We start from the raw sequence: 18294 nt of genomic DNA, 5'->3' as shown, positions 1-18294 counted from the left end.
ACTCCGGAACGCATTTCTGGGTGGAGTCTCGATGTTCAAGAAAATCCTGATCGCGAATCGCGGCGAAATCGCCTGCCGCGTGATCAAGACTGCGCGCCGCATGGGCATTTTGACCGTCGCGGTCTATTCGGATGCGGACCGGGACGCGCTGCATGTCGAGATGGCCGACGAGGCCGTGCATATCGGCCCGGCCGCGGCCTCCGAGAGTTACCTGGTTGCCGAAAAGATCATTGCCGCCTGTAAGGCGACCGGCGCCGAGGCGGTGCATCCGGGCTACGGCTTCCTGTCCGAGCGCGCCTCCTTCTGCGCGGAACTGGAAAAGCAGGGCATCGTCTTCATCGGCCCGAAGCCGAAGGCCATCATGGCGATGGGCGACAAGATCGAATCGAAGAAATTCGCCAATGCCGCCGGCGTATCCACCGTGCCCGGCCATCTCGGCGTCATCGAGGATGGGGCCCATGCGGAAGTGATAGCAGGCGGGATCGGTTATCCCGTCATGATCAAGGCATCGGCCGGCGGCGGTGGCAAGGGCATGCGCATCGCCTGGAATGAGGCCGAGGTGCGCGACGGCTTCGAGCGCGCCCGCTCGGAGGCGAAGAGCTCCTTCGGCGATGACCGCGTCTTCATCGAGAAATTCATCGTCGAGCCGCGCCACATCGAAATCCAGGTGCTTGCCGATGCGCACGGTAACGTCGTCTATCTCGGCGAACGCGAATGCTCGATCCAGCGGCGGAACCAGAAGGTGGCGGAAGAGGCGCCCTCGCCCTTCCTCGACGAACAAACCCGCAAGGCGATGGGCGAACAATCGGTGGCGCTGGCCAAAGCCGTCGATTACCAGAGCGCCGGTACGGTCGAATTCATCGTCGACCGCGATCGCAATTTCTATTTCCTCGAAATGAACACCCGCCTGCAGGTCGAACATCCCGTCACCGAACTCGTCACCGGCATCGATCTCGTCGAGCAGATGATTCGGATCGCAGCCGGCGAGCCACTTTCCCTCACCCAGGAGGAGATCAGGCTCGACGGCTGGGCGATCGAAAGCCGGCTCTATGCCGAAGACCCCTATCGCAACTTCCTGCCCTCGATCGGCCGCCTGACGCGCTACCGCCCGCCGGCGGAAGGCCGGACCAGCAATGTTGTGGTCCGCAACGATACCGGCGTTTTCGAAGGCGCCGAGATCTCGATGTATTATGATCCGATGATCGCCAAGCTCTGCACCTGGGCGCCGACACGGCTGGAGGCGATCGAAGCGATGGGCCGGGCGCTCGACGGCTTCGTCGTCGATGGCATCGAGCACAATGTCCCGTTCCTGTCGGCGCTGATGAAACATCCGCGCTGGCGCGAGGGCCGGCTATCCACCGGCTTTATCGCCGAGGAATATCCCGATGGCTTCGCGCCGATGAAACCCAACAGCGCGGAAGAGGCCACGTTAGCCGCCATTGCGCTGTCGGCCTCGCTGATCGAAACGAACCGGCGGGAGCGTTTCGCCGATCGCCTGCGCGCCGCGTCGGGCGCACTTCGCGAGCACTGGGTAGTCAAAACAGGCGACAGCCATGTCGCTGTCAGATTGCTCGACGGCCTCGTCACCATTCCCTTCGATATGGAGATGGCGATAGAGGGCGAGAACAGCAACGTTGTCACCGATTGGAGACCCGGCGATCCCGTCTGGAGCGGTAAGGTCGGCGGCCGGGATATCACCGCGCAGATCCGCCCCGTCCTCAACGGGTTGCGCATCGACTGGCAGGGGCTTTCGGTGACGGCCAAGGTCTTGTCGCCGCGTCATGCCGAACTCGACAGACTAATGCCAGTAAAGCTGCCGCCCGATACCTCAAAGCTGCTGCTCTGCCCGATGCCCGGCCTCGTCGTCTCCATCTCGGTCGCCGAGGGCCAGGAGGTCAAGGCCGGGGAAACGCTTGCGATCGTCGAGGCGATGAAGATGGAAAACGTGCTGCGCGCCGACCGCGATCTCGTCGTTTCGAAGATCAATGCCGCGGCCGGCGAAAGCCTGGCCGTCGATGCCGTGATCATGGAATTTGCCTGAGCCAAAAGCGGTGCCGGTCACCTGTTTTCTCTTGAGCCCGCCTTCCCGGCCATGCCAAGGTCTGCATCAAATAAAACTGAAAGGGAGATTGGGAAGATGGACGTTCGCGCCGCCGTAGCCGTTCAGGCCGGAAAACCGCTCGAAGTGATGACCGTGCAGCTGGAAGGCCCGCGGGCCGGCGAAGTGCTGGTCGAGGTCAAGGCGACCGGCATCTGCCATACCGACGATTTCACCCTGTCGGGCGCCGATCCGGAAGGTCTGTTTCCGGCCATTCTCGGCCATGAGGGTGCCGGCATCGTCGTCGATGTCGGCCCCGGCGTCACCTCGGTCAGGAAGGGCGACCATGTCATCCCGCTCTACACGCCGGAATGCCGGGAATGTTATTCCTGCCTTTCCCGCAAGACCAATCTCTGCACGGCGATCCGCTCGACCCAGGGCCAGGGCGTGATGCCGGACGGTACCTCGCGCTTTTCGATCGGCAAGGACAAGATCCATCACTATATGGGCTGCTCGACCTTCGCCAATTACACCGTGCTGCCGGAAATCGCCCTTGCCAAGGTCAATCCCGACGCCCCCTTCGACAAGATCTGCTACATCGGCTGCGGCGTCACCACCGGCATCGGTGCTGTGATCAACACCGCCAAGGTCGAGATCGGTTCGACGGCGATCGTCTTCGGTCTCGGCGGCATCGGCCTCAACGTGCTGCAGGGCCTGCGGCTTGCCGGCGCCGACATGATCATCGGTGTCGACATCAACAATGACCGCAAGGCCTGGGGCGAGAAATTCGGCATGACGCATTTCGTCAATCCGAAGGAGGTCGGCGACGACATCGTCCCCCATCTCGTCAATATGACCAAGCGCAATGGCGACCTGATCGGCGGCGCCGACTATACGTTCGACTGCACCGGCAACACCAAGGTGATGCGCCAGGCGCTGGAGGCCTCGCATCGCGGCTGGGGCAAATCGATCATTATCGGCGTTGCCGGCGCCGGCCAGGAGATCTCCACGCGTCCGTTCCAGCTGGTCACCGGCCGCAACTGGATGGGCACCGCCTTCGGTGGCGCGCGCGGGCGTACCGACGTGCCGAAGATCGTCGACTGGTACATGCAGGGCAAGATCCAGATCGACCCGATGATCACCCACACCATGCCACTCCAAGACATCAACAAGGGCTTCGACATGATGCACAAGGGCGAAAGCATCCGCGGCGTGGTAGTCTATTGATGGCTTCGACGACCTACACGGCCGACCTCAAGAGCGTCGATGAACTCCTCGCGCGGGAGCTCTACGACCTCTTGAAAATGCGCGTCGATGTTTTCGTCGTCGAGCAGAATTGTGCCTATCCGGAACTCGACGGCAAGGATATCGATGCTCTGCATCTACGGCTGCTGGAGAGCGGTGAACTCCTGGCTTCGGCGCGGATCCTGAAACCGCACGCGCCGCATGATCCGTCGAAGATCGGCCGCGTCGTCGTCTCACCAGACCATCGCGGCAAACGCCTGGGCGATGCATTGATGGGCGAAGCGATCTCCGCTTGCGAACGGCTTTATCCGGCAAACCCCATCGCCTTGTCGGCGCAGGCGCATTTGCGCCGCTTCTATGAAGCCTTCGGTTTCAGCGTGGCATCCGAGGAATATCTGGAAGACGGCATTCCTCATATCGACATGGTCCGCCAGCTGGCCATCCGGCCGGCAGGGATACCGTCATGATCTATGTCGATGCCGATGCCTGCCCGGTGAAGCCGGAAATTCTGAAGGTCGCCGAACGCCTCGGCCTCGAAGTCACCTTCGTCGCCAATTCCGGCCTGCGCCCATCGCGCGATCCGATGATCCATAACGTCATCGTCTCCAACGCCTTCGATGCCGCCGACAACTGGATCGCCGAGCGGGCCGGTCCGGGCGATGTCGTCGTCACCGCCGACGTGCCGCTCGCCGTGCGCTGTGTCGCCAACGGCGCCTTCGTCAGCGGCCCCACGGGCCGCGTCTTCGACGAGACCAATATCGGCATGGCGAGCGCCATGCGCGATCTCGGCGCGCATTTGCGCGAAACCGGCGAGAGCAAGGGCTATAACGCGGCCTTCAGCCCGAAAGACCGCTCGCGCTTCCTCGAGACCTTCGACCGCTTCTGCCGCCGCGCCAAAAGCCTTTCTGCGGACGCTGGTGGGAAGTAACCCAGCTCAGGCAAGAAACGGGTGGCATGGCAGCCGGGTCGATTCCTACCTTGAAGTCGGCCGTCTCCACACGCATATAGACGTCATCGCAGACGACTGCGGCATCTTCCGGATGCAACCGTCGCGGGGACGGCCTCGCTCTTGAACAAGGAGAGTCGCATGGCCTGGTTTCTGCTTTTTCTCGCCGGTCTTTTCGAATGTGGTTGGGCGATCGGCCTTAAATATACCGATGGCTTCACACGGCCGCTGCCGACGGCGCTGACCGTCATATCCATGGTGGTCAGCGTCGTCCTGCTCGGACTGGCGGTGAAGCACCTACCGATCGGCACCGCCTATGCGGTCTGGACCGGCATCGGCACGGTCGGCACCGTGCTCCTCGGCATCTGGCTGCTTGGCGATCAAGCAAGTGTCTCACGCCTTGCCTGCATCATGCTGATCGTCGGCGGCATTGCCGGCCTCAAGCTAACTGCCTGATCAAAAAACGCTGCGGGGCATTGCAATGCCCCGCAGCCAATATCAGCTCAGGCTGCCTTGCGGTTGTCGACGGAAAATGCACCGGGACCGGAGAAGAACAGGTAGAGGAAGACGAAGCAGAACAGGATCGCGGCATCGCCCTGGTTGACGGCCGGGAAGAAGCTGTTCGGGGCATGCGCCATGAAATAGGCGACCGCCATCTCGCCGGCGAGCAGGAAGGCGACCGGGCGCGTCAGCAGGCCGACGAGAATGAGGATGCCGCCGACAAGCTCGAGAAGAGCGGCGAAAAGCATCAGCGGCGGCAGCGAGCCGGACATCTGCGAAGCCGGAAAACCAAAAAGCTTCATCGTGCCGTGTTCGATGAACAGCAGCGCGGTGATGATTCTGAGAGCGGCCAGCCCATAGGGGCTATAGGCGGAAAGACGCTCGAAACTTGACATGAAACCTCTCCATTTAAAACAATGCAGCCGAGCGTTAGCCCGTCACCAACAGGGATTGAACACACGGATCGCTGACGGCCATTCACTTTTTCGACAGCAGGCAAACACCTGAGCCGGCAGCTGTATGCATTTTCGAATGTCAGAGCGGAATGTTGTCGTGCTTCTTCCACGGATTGGCGAGGTCCTTGTTGCGCAGCATCTTCAGCCCCCGCGCCAGCCGCCGGCGAGTCGAATGCGGCATGATCACCTCATCGACATAACCGCGCTCGGCAGCAACGAAGGGCGAGAGGAAGCGATCCTCGTACATTTTCGTATGTTCGGCGATCTTCTCTGGATCGGCGATATCCTTGCGGAAGATGATCTCGACTGCGCCCTTGGCGCCCATCACGGCGATCTGCGCCGTCGGCCAGGCATAGTTGAGATCACCGCGCAGATGTTTCGACGCCATCACGTCATAGGCGCCGCCGAAGGCCTTGCGGGTGATAACGGTGAGCTTCGGCACCGTCGCTTCGGCATAGGCAAAGAGCAGCTTGGCGCCGTGTTTGATGAGACCGCCATATTCCTGCGCCGTGCCCGGCAGGAAGCCCGGCACGTCGACGAAGGTGACGATCGGAATATTGAAGCAGTCGCAGAAGCGCACGAAGCGCGCCGCCTTGCGCGAGGCGTCACTGTCGAGCACGCCGGCCAGCACCATCGGCTGGTTGGCGACGAAACCGACTGTGGAGCCTTCGACGCGGCCGAAGCCGCAGACGATGTTTCCGGCAAAACTTGGCTGGATCTCGAAGAAATCCCCCTCGTCCGCCACTTTCCGGATCAACTCCTTTATATCGTACGGCTTGTTGGCGCTGGCCGGCACCAGCGTATCGAGCGACATATCGACATCTGTCACCGACTGGTAACATTCGATCTCGGGCAGCGGCGCGGTGTTGGAAAGCGGCAGGAAATCAATCAGCCGGCGCACCTGCAGCAGCGTTTCCACATCATTCTCATAGGCGCCGTCGGCAATCGAAGAGCGCGTCGTGTGGACCACGGCGCCGCCGAGTTCTTCCGCCGTCACCGTCTCGTTGGTGACGGTTTTCACCACATCCGGCCCGGTGACGAACATGTAGGACGTATCGCGCACCATGAAGATGAAATCGGTCATCGCAGGGGAATAGACATCGCCGCCGGCGCAGGGACCCATGATCACCGAGATCTGCGGGATGACCCCGGAGGCGAGCACATTGCGCTGGAACACTTCGGCATAACCGCCAAGCGCCGCCACGCCCTCCTGGATGCGGGCGCCGCCCGCATCATAGATGCCGACGATCGGCGCGCGGTTCTTCAGTGCCATGTCCTGCACCTTCATGATCTTCTCGGCATGCGCTTCCGAAAGCGAGCCGCCGAAGACGGTGAAATCCTTGGCGAAGACGAACACGGTACGGCCGTTGACCGTGCCCCAGCCGGTGACGACGCCGTCGCCGGCAACACGGCTCTTGTCCATGCCGAAATCGGTGGAGCGGTGTTCGACGAACATGTCGAACTCCTCGAAGGAGCCTTCGTCGAGACAGAGATCGATGCGCTCGCGCGCCGTCAGCTTGCCGCGCTTGTGCTGGGCGTCGATGCGCGCCTTGCCGCCGCCGAGGCGGGCGACGCCGCGGCGCCGTTCCAGTTCTTCGAGAATTTCCTTCATGCGATCTCCCTCGCCGCTTGTGCTAAAGCGCGACGCGATCTTTCAGACTCGCTCCTGGCGCTTTAGGTCTTTGTTTTATCGCATGCCGTTGCCGCAAAACCGCTGCACACTTTTGGCGACATGCTTTAGTGGCTTCGCCCGCTGAGTGAGAAAACCGAGCGTATTCTTGCCGCGACGTCATCGGCCAGGATCTCGTCGGCAAGCTTGGGATCGGCGGCGATGCTGGTGACCTCGAAGGCGCTGACGGCGATGACCGAGCCGTCCTCGACCGAGGCAGCGTCGATACTGATCCTGGCGATGTTGCGGTCCTTCTGGAAGCCGAGGCCCTTCTCGATGGAGACGACGCGTATTGTCAGCACTACCCGCGGCAGCACGGTGTCGCGCACCGTGGCGTTGATGGCGGCATTGACACGGTCGTTGATGCCGGAAAGCAGATCGGCCGGCATTTTCGGCCCGGAGACGACGACGGCGCTACGCACATCATATACCGGCGCCTCCGGCTTCGTGGCCGAAAGGCTGACGCAGGCCGTGAGCGCGACACAGACGAGTGCGGCCCGGCAAAAACACGACCTCAGCCAATTCATTGCAAAATCCCGCACCCGTTGGAGTCGCAGATTTCGTCATAATGGCGGGGAAGGCAATATGTTTCAGGCGCTTAGGGCGAAAAAAACTTCCGTCGCCGCCTTGAACTCGGCAAAGCGCTGGGCCCGCCGTTCCTCGGCTTCCTCGTCGCTGCCCCAATGCTCGATCGTCCAGTCCTCGTCAAGATGGGCAAGCGACCAGGCTTCCTCAACCGTCACCCGGCCGCAGGCGATGGCAAGCGCCAGGATCGCCGAACCGGTCAGCGTCGTGAACGTGTGGAGGGCCGCAAGCGCCATCGGGTTGTCGAATCTGGCGAGCGTGACAGCGAAGGCGGCGGTCGCCTCGCGCGGCTGCTCACGCGGCATCACACCCTCGACGAGGATGAAGCGGGCGCCGAGATCGTTCGCCGCCCAGTCGATGACCGGGTCCCAGCGCTCGGTCTGACGCTCGACCAGCAGTTCCGGCCCATCGGCGCGGTAGCAGATGAGGTCGCTTGAGGAAAAGCGCAGGATATCTTCAAAGATCGCCTGCCGGTTGGTGTCGACACCGTCGAGCGCGGTGTTGACAAGCCGCGTCACCGGCATCGTCACGGGATCGATCTCTTCACCCTGCGCCTGCCATTCGACAGCGATAAGACGCGCCAGCGCCTGGGTGGGAACGGCGAGAACCTGCCGCGCCGGCGTGCGCACCATCTTGCCGTCGAGCGTGATGGCAAAACCGCCCTCATGCTCGGCAATGGCGACGTCGGCGTAAAAACGCTTCGGCAGCGGCTTCTTCATCTGAATCTGCGCCCGGCGGATCGGGTCGGGATGGCTCAGACCCTCGGAAAGGTCGTTCAGCAGGTCGCGCATGGGCTCACCTCAGGAAAAATGGCGCAATATCTCGGTCGGATGATAGGCGATCGCATCGGCGCCGTTGGCGATCAGTTCATCCACGCTGGCATAGCCCCAGGCAACGCCGATCGCCTTGGCGCCGGCAGCCTTTGCCATCTGCATATCGTAAATCGCATCGCCGATGACAATGGCATCCGCGGCATTCATGCCGGTTTCGTCGCAGCATTCCGTCACCATGGCCGGATGCGGCTTGGAAGGGCAGTCGTCGGCGGTGCGCGCAACGGTGAAATGTCGGTCGAAGCCGTGCGTCTCCATCACCAGGTTCAGCCCCCGCCTGGATTTGCCGGTCACCGCACCGATCAGCAGATCCTCGCGGCTGCTGATCGCGTCGATCATCTCGTGGATGCCGGGAAACAGCGGCTCCTTGTAGTCGAGATCCTGGCGCACGACCGAAAACAGCGATTTGTAATGCGCCGTCATCTCGATATCCTGCTGCTCGACATGCGGCCTGCCCTGCATGCGGGCGATCGCGATATCGAGTGACAAGCCGATAATCGCCTTGGTATCCACAAATCGCGGTTCCGGCTTGCCGAATTTTTGGAAGGTGCGGCGCATGGTTTCATGGATCAGGCCGGCGCTGTCGACCAGCGTGCCGTCGCAATCGAAAAGGGCGAGTTTCATTCGCTGTCCCTTTCAGCGCCGGCTAGATCGAGACCGAGAAGGTTCCAGGTCTGCACCATATGCGATGGCAGCGGCGCGCTGACTCGCAGGCGACCGCCGGATGGGTGCGGGATGTCGATGTGGCGCGCGTGCAGGTGCAGCTTCTTCTGGACGCCGCCCGGAAAATCCCAGTTCGGATCATCGTCGAAATATTTCGGATCGCCGATGATCGGATGGCCGATATGCAGCGCATGGACGCGCAGCTGGTGGGTACGGCCGGTATAAGGTTCCATCTCCAGCCATGCGAGATTCTGTGCCGCCGTCTCGATGACGCGGTAGAAGGAAATCGCATGATCGGCACCGTCCTCGCCGTGTTTGGCGATGCGCATGCGGTCGCCATCGACTGTCGGTTCCTTGACGAGCCAGGTCGAGATTTTGTCCTCGTGCTTGCGCGGCACGCCCTTGACCAGGGCCCAATAGGTCTTCTTGGTGTCGCGCTCGCGGAAGGCGGCTGTGAGCTTCTGTGCCGCGCCCCGGGTGCGGGCGATGACGAGAACACCTGAAGTATCGCGGTCGAGGCGGTGAACGAGCCGCGGCTTTTCGCCCTTCGGGCTGGTCCAGGCTTCGAGCATCTGGTCGATATGCCGCGCCACACCGGAGCCGCCCTGCACCGCAATGCCGGGCGGCTTGTTGAGCACGATCACCTTATCGTCTTCATGCAGCACCATGCGCGACAGCAGTTCGAAATCCGACGAATGCTTGAGATCCTTGCCGGCGATCGGCCCGGATTTCTTCGCATCGACATCGAGCGGCGGCACCCGCACCGTCTGGCCGGGCTGTACGCGCGCATCCGATTTGACGCGGCCGCCGTCGACGCGCACCTGGCCGGAGCGCAAAAGCTTCTGCAGCGGCCCGAAGCCGAGCCCTGGAAAATGCACCTTGAACCAGCGATCGAGCCGCATGCCCGCTTCGTCGGCTTCAACCTTGATATGTTCTATGCCAGCCATAAAAAATCTTTCGGAAATTGCAGCGCTGGCAAAGCCGGCGTTCTTGCCGCAGCCTTTAGAGCATTTTCACGCAAAACGGAAACCGGAAAACAAATCAGGCCAAAGCGCGGATGACGGCAAGTCCTGACATGACCGCTGCCATCGAAAGCCCGACGCTCGCAACGATATAGATGCCGCCCGCCACCGCCTCGCCACGCTCGAACAGTGAGATGGCATCCAGCGAGAAGGCCGAGAAGGTAGTGAAGCCACCAAGGAAGCCGGTGATCAGCAACAGGCGCAGCTCCACCGAGGCATTGAACCGGCGCGCAATCAGCTCGGCGAAGACGCCGATGACGAAGCAGCCGACGACGTTGACAGCGAGCGTGCCCCAGGGAAAGGCCGGGCCCATGAGCCTCAGCGTCCACTGGCTGACATAATATCTGACAAGGGAACCGATAGCGCCGCCGACGGCGACGAGAAGAGCCTGGATCATCAGCCGGATTTATCGCAACTGCGCGAGGATTCCAATCGGGATGGAACGAATTCTTACCATTCGGTAAAATGCCAATGATTTTCTTATGATGGCGCCAAGATCATGCCGATACCGTGACAGCATGACACAGCTCCTGTCCATATCGGCCAACACCGCTGCCGTTGCCTTCGAATCGCTGAGGATTCCCCAGCGTGTGGCGACGGGCACCGCCGCGCGCGACGCAAAGCGTATTGCCGACCGGCAATTGAAGGCCGGTAGCCCCGATCAGGCCGAGGAGCCCTCCAGCATCATCCAGTCGACCGAAGTGGCGCTCGACCTGATGGCCAAAGGCAACCGCCAGCCGCAAGCGGGCCTCAAGCAGGCCCTGCAATCCTACGAAGAGGTCTGAGGCAATCGCCTCCGACATGAAAGCCCGCGATTGCGCACAGCCGCGGGCTTTACCGTTTCGATGAGGCGCGCTTATTTGCCCTGCGCCGACAGCACCTGCAGCACCAGCTCGACCTTGCCGGCTTTTTCGAAGGTCAGCGTCACCGGCACGGTATCACCCTGCTTGAACGGCGTCTTCACCTTCTGGAACATCAGATGCAGATTGCCGGGCTCGAGCTTGACCGTCTGGCCGGCGGCAATGGGGATGCCGTCCTTCAGCTGGCGCATCCGCATGACATTGTCCTTCGTCACCATCTCATGGAGCTGAACCTCGCCGGCTGCAGGCGAGGTCACCGACAGCAGCCGATCGTCCGTCTCGCCATTATTCTTCACCGTGAAGAACCCGCCGCCGACCGGCTGGCCGGGCAGCATGGCCTTGGCGAACCCGCCGGAGACTTCGAGATCGCCGGCCTTGACCGTTTCACCGGCCGGCGCCGCAGCCCCCATACCGCTCATGTCCATGCCGGCCATGTCGTCATGATCGTGACCCTGGTCTTCGCCGGCAACGACCTTCAACAGCGGCGCCGGGCTTTTCATCCCATGCGCATCGCCGCCCTCCTTCGCCACCTGATCCCAGGCCTCGACCGTGTCGCCGCACATCTGCGTCACCGGAAAGGCGAGCGAGGTGCCGGCCTCGACGCCCGATACCTTACCCTGGATGACAAAGGTGTCGTAGAAATCGTCGGAGAGATTGCCGTTCTTCCAGCGGATCTCGACCGCGCCTGACTTCACCTTGTCGCCGTGATTGTCATAGCTCTTCTGGTAGTCGCCCTTGATCACTTCGAGCTCCCAGCCGGCCTTCGGCTGCGGCTTGGCGAAGACGAAGCCTTCCGGCAGCTTGACCCGCACTTCCGTGGTCGCCTTGCCGTCGCAGCCATGCGGCAGCTGCAGCGTGGCGAGAATGGTGCTGTCCTGCGTCGCCTCCTTGTTGAGGAAGGTCACATGTGCCTCTGCGCCGGCAAAGGCGGTCGCGGAAAGAAGGGCGCCGAGCGCGAATGTCTTGCCAAATGTTTTGCTGATCTTCATCGGATATCTCCTCGCCGGCCGCGAACTTCTCTCGGGCGGAACGGCATGCTGCGTCATAGGTGCGAAGGCAGATCAGGCGAGGATGGGCGGCGCGCGGGAGTTCGGCCGGCTGACGGCGCTGACGCCGGCAACGGCTGATGTTTCGATCGGCGAATTGACGAGCGAGGCGAACTTGCGTTCGAGCCAGGAGCCCGCATCGGGCGTCGGCAGGATGACGGAGGCCGACAGCCGGCAGGCTTCGCAATTCGGCTTGAAGGCGACGGTTTTGCCGTCGGCGTCCTTCACCGTGACGCAGAGTGAAGCGACGGTGCCGTCGGGCAGCACATAGGCGCTCGCATCGTAACTGTCGGCGGCCGCAGCCTGCGGCGTCTGATGCGCAAGGCCGAGCAAAACCAAGCTCAAGGCGCAAAGCATGCGCAGAAAGAGCGTCGCTTTCAATCCGGTCCGCCGCATAAGATCCCCTTCAACAGCAAGTCGCGATAGCCGGTTTCGCCCCTGAATGCAAAAGCAGATTTGCCGCAGTTTAAGGCTTGATTGGAATAAGACGACAAAAATTTGCTCCGTGACGACATTTGGCGCTTGCCAAGAGCCACAGCCGCCGGATAATTGCGCCAACCTTGTTGGGAGAATCCGGTGCTTGTCACCACCGGTGCCGAAGGAGCAACCGCCCCGGAAACTCTCAGGCCAAAGGACCAGCAAGGGGCAGACGGAACTCTGGAGAGAAGCGTTCTCGAAACGCTCGCCGAAGGGATAACAATCTCAGGCAAAGGGACAGAGGGGGCTCAGGAGAGAAGTGCGCAACCGCGCCTTCAGATTTGAGCCCGCGCCTTCCTGTTAAGGCGCAAACCCCGGAGGCGTCTTTTGGACGATACTGCTGCCCTGAAGAAAACCCCGCTGCATGCCCTGCATCTCCAGCTCGGCGCCCGCATGGTGCCGTTCGCGGGTTACGATATGCCTGTGCAATATCCGGCAGGCGTGATGAAGGAACACCTTCATACCCGCACCGAGGCCGGCCTCTTCGATGTCTCCCACATGGGCCAGGTCATTGTGAAGGCGAAGTCGGGCAGCTACGAGGATGCGGCGCTGGCGCTCGAAAGCCTCGTGCCGGTCGATATCCTTGGCCTTGCCGAAGGCCGTCAGCGCTATGGATTCTTCACCGACGACAGCGGCTGCATCCTCGACGATCTGATGATTAGCCATCTCGACGATCACCTTTTCGTCGTCGTCAACGCTTCCTGCAAGGAGGCCGATCTCGCCCATCTGCAGACCCATATCGGCGACCGGTGCGACATCACGCTGCTGAACCGCGCTTTGATCGCGCTGCAGGGCCCGCGTGCGGTCGAAGTCCTCGCCGAACTCTGGGCCGACGTCGCGGCGATGAAATTCATGGATGTGCGCCACTGCCGGCTGCACGATGTTTCCTGTCTGGTCTCGCGCTCCGGCTATAGCGGCGAGGACGGTTTCGAAATCTCGATCCCGGCTGATAAAGCCGAAGACGTCACCATGCGGTTGCTCGAACATCCCGACGTCCAGGCGATCGGCCTCGGCGCCCGCGATTCGCTGCGTCTGGAAGCCGGCCTCTGCCTCTACGGCAACGATATCGACACCACCACCTCGCCAGTCGAGGCAGCCCTGGAATGGGCGATGCAGAAGGCGCGGCGCGCCGGCGGCTTCCCGGGCTCCGGCCGCATCCTCGCCGAGCTCGAAAACGGCGCCGCCCGCCGCCGTGTCGGCCTGAAGCCTGAGGGAAAGGCGCCGGTGCGCGGCCATGCCAAGCTCTATGCCGACCCCGAGGGCAAGGCCGAAATCGGCGAAGTCACCTCAGGCGGTTTCGGCCCCAGCGTCGAAGGCCCCGTCGCCATGGGCTACGTGCCGGTCTCCCATGCTGCGGCCGGCACCCTCGTCTACGCAGAGGTGCGCGGCAAATATCTGCCGATCACCGTCAGCGCCCTGCCCTTCGTCACACCGACCTACAAACGCTAAACCTTTTCCAGAGAGGACGAACAATGCTGAAATTTACCGAAGAACACGAATGGCTGCAGATCGAAGGCGGCGTTGCGACTGTTGGTATCACCAATTATGCCGTCGATCAGCTCGGTGACCTGGTTTTCGTCGAACTGCCGGAAGTCGGCGCAACCTTCTCCAAGAACGGCAATGCCGCCACCGTTGAATCCGTCAAGGCGGCCTCCGACGTCTATTGTCCTCTTGACGGCGAGATCACCGAGGTCAATCCGGCGATCGTTGCGGATCCGTCGCTGGTCAATTCCGATCCTCAAGGGTCGGGCTGGTTCTTCAAGCTGAAGCTTGCGGATCCCGCGGATGCCGACGGCCTACTCGACGAGGCCGCCTATAAGGAGCTCACCGCGTAATGACGACGCCGACCGAATTCCAGTTCACCGACTATCAGCCCTACGATTTTGCCAATCGGCGTCACATCGGCCCCTCGCCCGCCGAGATGACCGATATGCTCAAGGTGATCGGCTATAACAGCCTCGACGGGTTGATCGACGCGACGCTGCCGCCTTCGATCCGACAGAAGGCGCCGCTCGTCTGGGGCGCACCGATGACCGAGCGCGAGGCGCTCGACAAGCTGCGTGAGACCGCCAACAAGAACAAGGTGCTCGTCTCGCTGATCGGCCAGGGTTATTACGGCACGATCACGCCGCCGGTCATCCAGCGCAACATCCTGGAGAACCCCGCCTGGTACACGGCCTATACGCCCTACCAGCCGGAGATCAGCCAGGGCCGCCTGGAAGCGCTTCTCAACTACCAGACCATGGTTTGCGACCTTACCGGCCTCGACGTCGCCAACGCCTCGCTGCTCGACGAGGCGACCGCGGCTGCCGAAGGCATGGCGATCGCCGAGCGCGTCGCCAAGTCGAAGGCAAAAGCCTTCTTTGTCGATGCCGACTGCCATCCGCAGACCATCGCCTTGATCCGCACCCGTGCAGAGCCGCTCGGCTGGAGCGTCATCGTCGGCAATCCTTTCACCGATCTCGATCCCGTCGACGTCTTCGGCGCGATCTTCCAGTATCCCGGCACGCATGGTCACATCAATGATTTCACCGGCCTGATCGCCCGCCTGCACCAGGCCGGCGCCATATCGATCGTCGCCGCCGACATCCTCGCGTTGACGCTGTTGAAATCACCCGGCGAAATGGGTGCCGATATCGCCGTCGGTTCCTCGCAGCGTTTCGGCGTCCCGGTCGGCTACGGCGGCCCGCATGCGGCCTATATGGCGGTCAAGGATGCCATCAAGCGCTCCATGCCCGGCCGTCTCGTCGGCGTTTCGGTCGATGCCCGCGGAAACCGCGCCTATCGCCTGTCGCTGCAGACCCGCGAGCAGCATATCCGCCGCGAAAAAGCGACGTCGAACATCTGTACCGCCCAGGTGCTGCTGGCCGTCATGGCCTCGATGTATGCGGTCTTCCATGGCCCGAAAGGCATCAAGGCGATCGCTCAGCAGGTGCACCAGAAGGCCGTGCTGATGGCCAAGGGCCTGGAGAAGCTCGGCTACAAGGTCGAGCCGGAAAGTTTCTTCGACACGATCACCGTCGATGTCGGCCACATGCAGGGCCTTATCCTGCGCGCAGCCGTCGCTGAAGGCGTCAATCTGCGCAAGGTCGGCGAAACCCAGATCGGCATGAGCCTTGACGAGCGCACGCGGCCGGCAACGCTTGAATCCGTCTGGCGCGCCTTCGGCGGCAATTTCAAGATTGCCGATTTCGAGCCTTCATACCGGCTGCCGAAGGGCCTGCTCAGGACCAGTGATTACCTCACGCATCCGATCTTCCACATGAACCGTGCCGAAAGCGAGATGACGCGTTACATCCGCCGGCTCTCCGACCGGGATCTGGCCCTCGACCGCTCGATGATCCCGCTCGGCTCCTGCACGATGAAGCTCAACGCGACGGCGGAAATGCTGCCGATCACCTGGCCGGAATTCTCCGACATCCATCCCTTCGTGCCATCAGACCAGGCGCTCGGCTACCGCGAGATGATCGACGACCTGATCGAAAAGCTCTGCGCCGTCACTGGTTACGACGCCTTCTCCATGCAGCCGAATTCCGGCGCGCAGGGCGAATATGCCGGCCTGCTGACGATCCGCAACTTCCATATCGCCAACGGCGAGGGCCATCGTGACGTCTGCCTGATCCCGACCTCGGCGCATGGCACCAACCCGGCCTCGGCCCAGATGGTCGGCATGAAGGTGGTCGTCGTCAAGGTGCGCGAAAACGGCGACATCGACCTGGACGATTTCCGCGCCAAGGCCGAGGAGCACGCGGCAAACCTCTCCTGCTGCATGATCACCTACCCCTCGACGCACGGTGTCTTCGAGGAGACCGTCAAGGAAATCTGCGATCTGGTGCACGCCTATGGCGGCCAGGTCTATCTCGACGGTGCCAACATGAACGCCATGGTCGGCCTGTCGCGGCCCGGTGACATCGGCTCCGACGTGTCCCACCTCAACCTGCACAAGACCTTCTGCATTCCGCATGGCGGCGGCGGTCCCGGCATGGGCCCGATCGGCGTCAAGGCGCATCTGGCGCCCCACCTGCCCGGCCATCCCGAAACCGACGGTCGTCCCGGCGCGGTTTCGGCCGCAGCCTTCGGCTCGGCCTCGATCCTGCCGATCTCCTGGAGCTACTGCCTGATGATGGGCGGCGAAGGCCTGACGCAGGCGACCAAGGTGGCGATCCTCAATGCCAACTACATCGCCACCCGGCTGAAGGGCGCCTATGACGTGCTCTACAAGTCGAAGACCGGCCGCGTGGCGCATGAATGCATCATCGACACCCGCCCGCTTGTCGACAGCGCCGGCGTGACCGTCGACGACGTCGCCAAGCGCCTGATCGACTGCGGCTTCCATGCTCCCACAATGAGCTGGCCGGTGGCAGGCACGCTGATGATCGAGCCGACCGAAAGCGAGACCAAGGCCGAACTCGACCGCTTCTGCGAGGCGATGCTGGCAATCCGCGAGGAAGCCCGCGCCATCGAAGACGGCCGCATGGACAAGGTGAACAATCCGCTGAAGAACGCTCCGCACACGGTGGAAGACCTCGTCGGCGAATGGGACCGTCCCTATAGCCGCGAACAGGCCTGCTTCCCGCCCGGCGCCTTCCGCGTCGACAAATACTGGTCTCCGGTCAACCGCGTCGACAATGTCTACGGCGACCGCAACCTGATCTGCACCTGCCCGCCGGTCGAAAGCTACGCGGAAGCAGCAGAGTAACGGAAATTGGTAAGCCCCTCCCGGAGATTGGGAGGGGCTGCCTGTGCATCGGCCTTCGATGGATGGCAAAAGGCCGAGCTCGGCAATGCTGATTTCGGAGCGGTAGGTTCAAATTTAACCTTTCTTAGCAAGTCTCTGTTAGCAATTGAAAATGGACGGTTTTTCTCCAGCGGGATGTTGCCGTCGACCTTTTGTTTTGCGTGCAGGTTCTCATGCGTCCATCGGCTTTGCCAGCAATCCTCCTTGCCGCCCTGATCCTGTCGGGATGCGCAGCCAGCTCCGGCGCCGAAGATGTGCTGGGCAACGTGCCGTCGCCGGAGACAACCAACGCGATCACCAAACCGAATGGCCCGATACCGGCCGCCGCCGTTGGCGACACGGCACAGACAAGCGCGCCGCAGCAAGCGTTGAGCTGGACCGGACCGGTTCCGGAGCCGCAGGCCCTCGTACCTGCGGACAGGCCGGTCGGCACGCCGATGCCGACGGAAAGGCCGGTGGCGATGCTGATGCCCGCCAACCCGGAAGCCGATCCCGATGCCGGCAGGAAATCGCCGTCACGCGGACAGATCTACGGTCACCGATTCCGCGACGCTAAGCCGATCAATTTTGGTTCCACCTCGCCGAGAAAGCTTGCAGTGCATGGCGTCGACGTATCTCGCTGGCAAGGAGAAATCGACTGGGAGACATTGAGGAAGCAAGGCGCGAACTTCGTCTACATCAAAGCGACGGACGGCGGCGACCACCTTGATCCGATGTTCAAGAAGAACTGGCGCCGGGCCAAGGAAGCCGGCCTGAAACACGGCGCCTATCACTTCTTCTACTGGTGCCGGACGGCCGGCGAACAGGCCGACTGGTTCATCCGCAACGTACCGAGGGAAGCAAACGCGCTTCCGCCCGTCATCGACGTCGAATGGAATGGCGAATCGAGCTGCAAGCGGCGCATTTCCCCCGCCCGCGTCCGGGAAAAGATGCAGGTCTTCATGGACAAGCTGGAGCGCTACTATGGCCAGCGCCCGATCGTTTACACCGCGCCGGATTTCTACCGCGACAATTTGAAGGGCCAGATGCTCGACTATCCCTTCTGGTTGCGCTCGGTCGCCGCTCACCCCTCGAAGGTCTATCCGGGCCGCAAGTGGCTGTTCTGGCAATATTCCGGCTCCGGCCTTTCCGAAGGCGTCGAAGGCAAGATCGATCTCAACGTCTTCAACGGCAATGAAAGCGATTGGCACGACTGGGTGGCGTCGCGATAGCGAAGCTG

At 62.2% G+C, this 18294-nt stretch carries 19 protein-coding genes and 1 riboswitch; of the genes, 10 read left to right on the top strand and 9 right to left on the bottom strand.

Annotated elements, in window-relative coordinates:
- Positions 1-31: 31 nt before the first annotated feature.
- From ACS4RS_RS17985 to sugE, 5 genes are all read left to right on the top strand, one after another.
- Positions 32-2041 (top strand): acetyl-CoA carboxylase biotin carboxylase subunit, encoded by a 2010-nt coding sequence (locus ACS4RS_RS17985; protein WP_439009877.1) that lies wholly within the window; start codon positions 32-34, stop codon positions 2039-2041.
- Positions 2042-2137: 96 nt separating this feature from the next.
- Positions 2138-3265 carry an S-(hydroxymethyl)glutathione dehydrogenase/class III alcohol dehydrogenase gene (locus ACS4RS_RS17980; protein ID WP_439009878.1) on the top strand — a complete coding sequence of 376 codons (1128 nt, stop codon included), beginning with the start codon at positions 2138-2140 and terminating at the stop codon, positions 3263-3265.
- Entirely contained in the window at positions 3265-3750 is a 486-nt protein-coding gene (locus ACS4RS_RS17975; protein ID WP_439009879.1) for a GNAT family N-acetyltransferase, read from the top strand. The genes ACS4RS_RS17980 and ACS4RS_RS17975 overlap by 1 nt, the downstream gene beginning before the upstream one ends.
- The gene (locus ACS4RS_RS17970) at positions 3747-4211 is read left to right on the top strand and encodes a YaiI/YqxD family protein (protein ID WP_439009880.1); all 465 of its coding nucleotides are present in this window, start codon (positions 3747-3749) and stop codon (positions 4209-4211) included. The genes ACS4RS_RS17975 and ACS4RS_RS17970 overlap by 4 nt, the downstream gene beginning before the upstream one ends.
- A 159-nt stretch (positions 4212-4370) precedes the next feature.
- A complete protein-coding gene (gene sugE / locus ACS4RS_RS17965) occupies positions 4371-4685 on the top strand; it encodes a quaternary ammonium compound efflux SMR transporter SugE (protein WP_003586300.1) in 315 nt (104 codons plus the stop codon).
- A 47-nt stretch (positions 4686-4732) separates the two neighbouring features.
- Here the strand turns inward: sugE and ACS4RS_RS17960 are convergent, their stop codons facing one another.
- The 7 genes from ACS4RS_RS17960 to crcB form a co-directional block, all read right to left on the bottom strand.
- Positions 4733-5125: a DoxX family membrane protein gene (locus ACS4RS_RS17960; RefSeq protein ID WP_439009881.1), complete on the bottom strand. Its 393-nt coding sequence runs from the start codon at positions 5123-5125 to the stop codon at positions 4733-4735.
- A gap of 139 nt (positions 5126-5264) precedes the next feature.
- Positions 5265-6797, bottom strand: a complete 1533-nt coding sequence (locus ACS4RS_RS17955) for a carboxyl transferase domain-containing protein (RefSeq protein WP_439009882.1) — start codon at positions 6795-6797, stop codon at positions 5265-5267.
- A gap of 125 nt (positions 6798-6922) precedes the next feature.
- On the bottom strand, positions 6923-7381 hold the full coding sequence (locus tag ACS4RS_RS17950; protein WP_439009883.1) for a hypothetical protein: 459 nt from the start codon (positions 7379-7381) through the stop codon (positions 6923-6925).
- A 63-nt stretch (positions 7382-7444) separates the two neighbouring features.
- Positions 7445-8230, bottom strand: coding sequence for an ATP12 family protein (locus ACS4RS_RS17945; protein WP_439009884.1), 786 nt, complete (start codon positions 8228-8230; stop codon positions 7445-7447).
- A gap of 9 nt (positions 8231-8239) precedes the next feature.
- A complete protein-coding gene (locus tag ACS4RS_RS17940) occupies positions 8240-8893 on the bottom strand; it encodes an HAD-IA family hydrolase (RefSeq protein WP_439009885.1) in 654 nt (217 codons plus the stop codon).
- On the bottom strand, positions 8890-9879 hold the full coding sequence (locus ACS4RS_RS17935; protein WP_449313764.1) for an RluA family pseudouridine synthase: 990 nt from the start codon (positions 9877-9879) through the stop codon (positions 8890-8892). Before ACS4RS_RS17935 ends, ACS4RS_RS17940 begins: the two co-directional genes overlap by 4 nt.
- Positions 9880-9973: 94 nt before the next feature.
- Complete coding sequence (gene crcB / locus ACS4RS_RS17930) at positions 9974-10351, bottom strand: fluoride efflux transporter CrcB (protein WP_439009887.1); 378 nt, start codon at positions 10349-10351, stop codon at positions 9974-9976.
- 121 nt (positions 10352-10472) lie between these two features.
- Between crcB and ACS4RS_RS17925 the strand changes: the two genes are divergently transcribed.
- On the top strand, positions 10473-10739 hold the full coding sequence (locus ACS4RS_RS17925) for a hypothetical protein (RefSeq protein ID WP_439009888.1): 267 nt from the start codon (positions 10473-10475) through the stop codon (positions 10737-10739).
- Between the two features lie 71 nt (positions 10740-10810).
- Here ACS4RS_RS17925 and ACS4RS_RS17920 read toward each other — a convergent pair whose 3' ends face one another.
- Both ACS4RS_RS17920 and ACS4RS_RS17915 read right to left on the bottom strand, forming a co-directional pair.
- The gene (locus tag ACS4RS_RS17920; protein ID WP_449313763.1) at positions 10811-11803 is read right to left on the bottom strand and encodes a copper chaperone PCu(A)C; all 993 of its coding nucleotides are present in this window, start codon (positions 11801-11803) and stop codon (positions 10811-10813) included.
- A 72-nt stretch (positions 11804-11875) separates the two neighbouring features.
- The gene (locus ACS4RS_RS17915; RefSeq protein WP_439009890.1) at positions 11876-12256 is read right to left on the bottom strand and encodes a hypothetical protein; all 381 of its coding nucleotides are present in this window, start codon (positions 12254-12256) and stop codon (positions 11876-11878) included.
- 158 nt (positions 12257-12414) lie between these two features.
- A riboswitch (glycine riboswitch) is annotated at positions 12415-12508 on the top strand.
- Positions 12509-12664: 156 nt separating this feature from the next.
- On the opposite strand from ACS4RS_RS17915, the gene gcvT reads away from it, so the two are divergent.
- The 4 genes from gcvT (at position 12665) to ACS4RS_RS17895 (ending at position 18286) form a co-directional block, all read left to right on the top strand.
- Complete coding sequence (gene gcvT, locus ACS4RS_RS17910; protein WP_439009891.1) at positions 12665-13786, top strand: glycine cleavage system aminomethyltransferase GcvT; 1122 nt, start codon at positions 12665-12667, stop codon at positions 13784-13786.
- A gap of 23 nt (positions 13787-13809) precedes the next feature.
- The gene (gene gcvH, locus ACS4RS_RS17905; RefSeq protein WP_439009892.1) at positions 13810-14172 is read left to right on the top strand and encodes a glycine cleavage system protein GcvH; all 363 of its coding nucleotides are present in this window, start codon (positions 13810-13812) and stop codon (positions 14170-14172) included.
- On the top strand, positions 14172-17036 hold the full coding sequence (gene gcvP / locus ACS4RS_RS17900) for an aminomethyl-transferring glycine dehydrogenase (RefSeq protein WP_439009893.1): 2865 nt from the start codon (positions 14172-14174) through the stop codon (positions 17034-17036). The genes gcvH and gcvP overlap by 1 nt, the downstream gene beginning before the upstream one ends.
- Before the next feature lie 212 nt (positions 17037-17248).
- Positions 17249-18286 (top strand): GH25 family lysozyme, encoded by a 1038-nt coding sequence (locus tag ACS4RS_RS17895; RefSeq protein ID WP_439009894.1) that lies wholly within the window; start codon positions 17249-17251, stop codon positions 18284-18286.
- Positions 18287-18294: the final 8 nt, after the last annotated feature.

The sequence above is a fragment of the Rhizobium sp. F40D2 genome, assembly GCF_051810745.2.
In the GTDB taxonomy this organism is placed as follows: domain Bacteria; phylum Pseudomonadota; class Alphaproteobacteria; order Rhizobiales; family Rhizobiaceae; genus Rhizobium.
The sequence above is the reverse complement of the archived record's forward strand: the minus strand, read 5'-3'. Positions and strand labels throughout refer to the sequence as shown.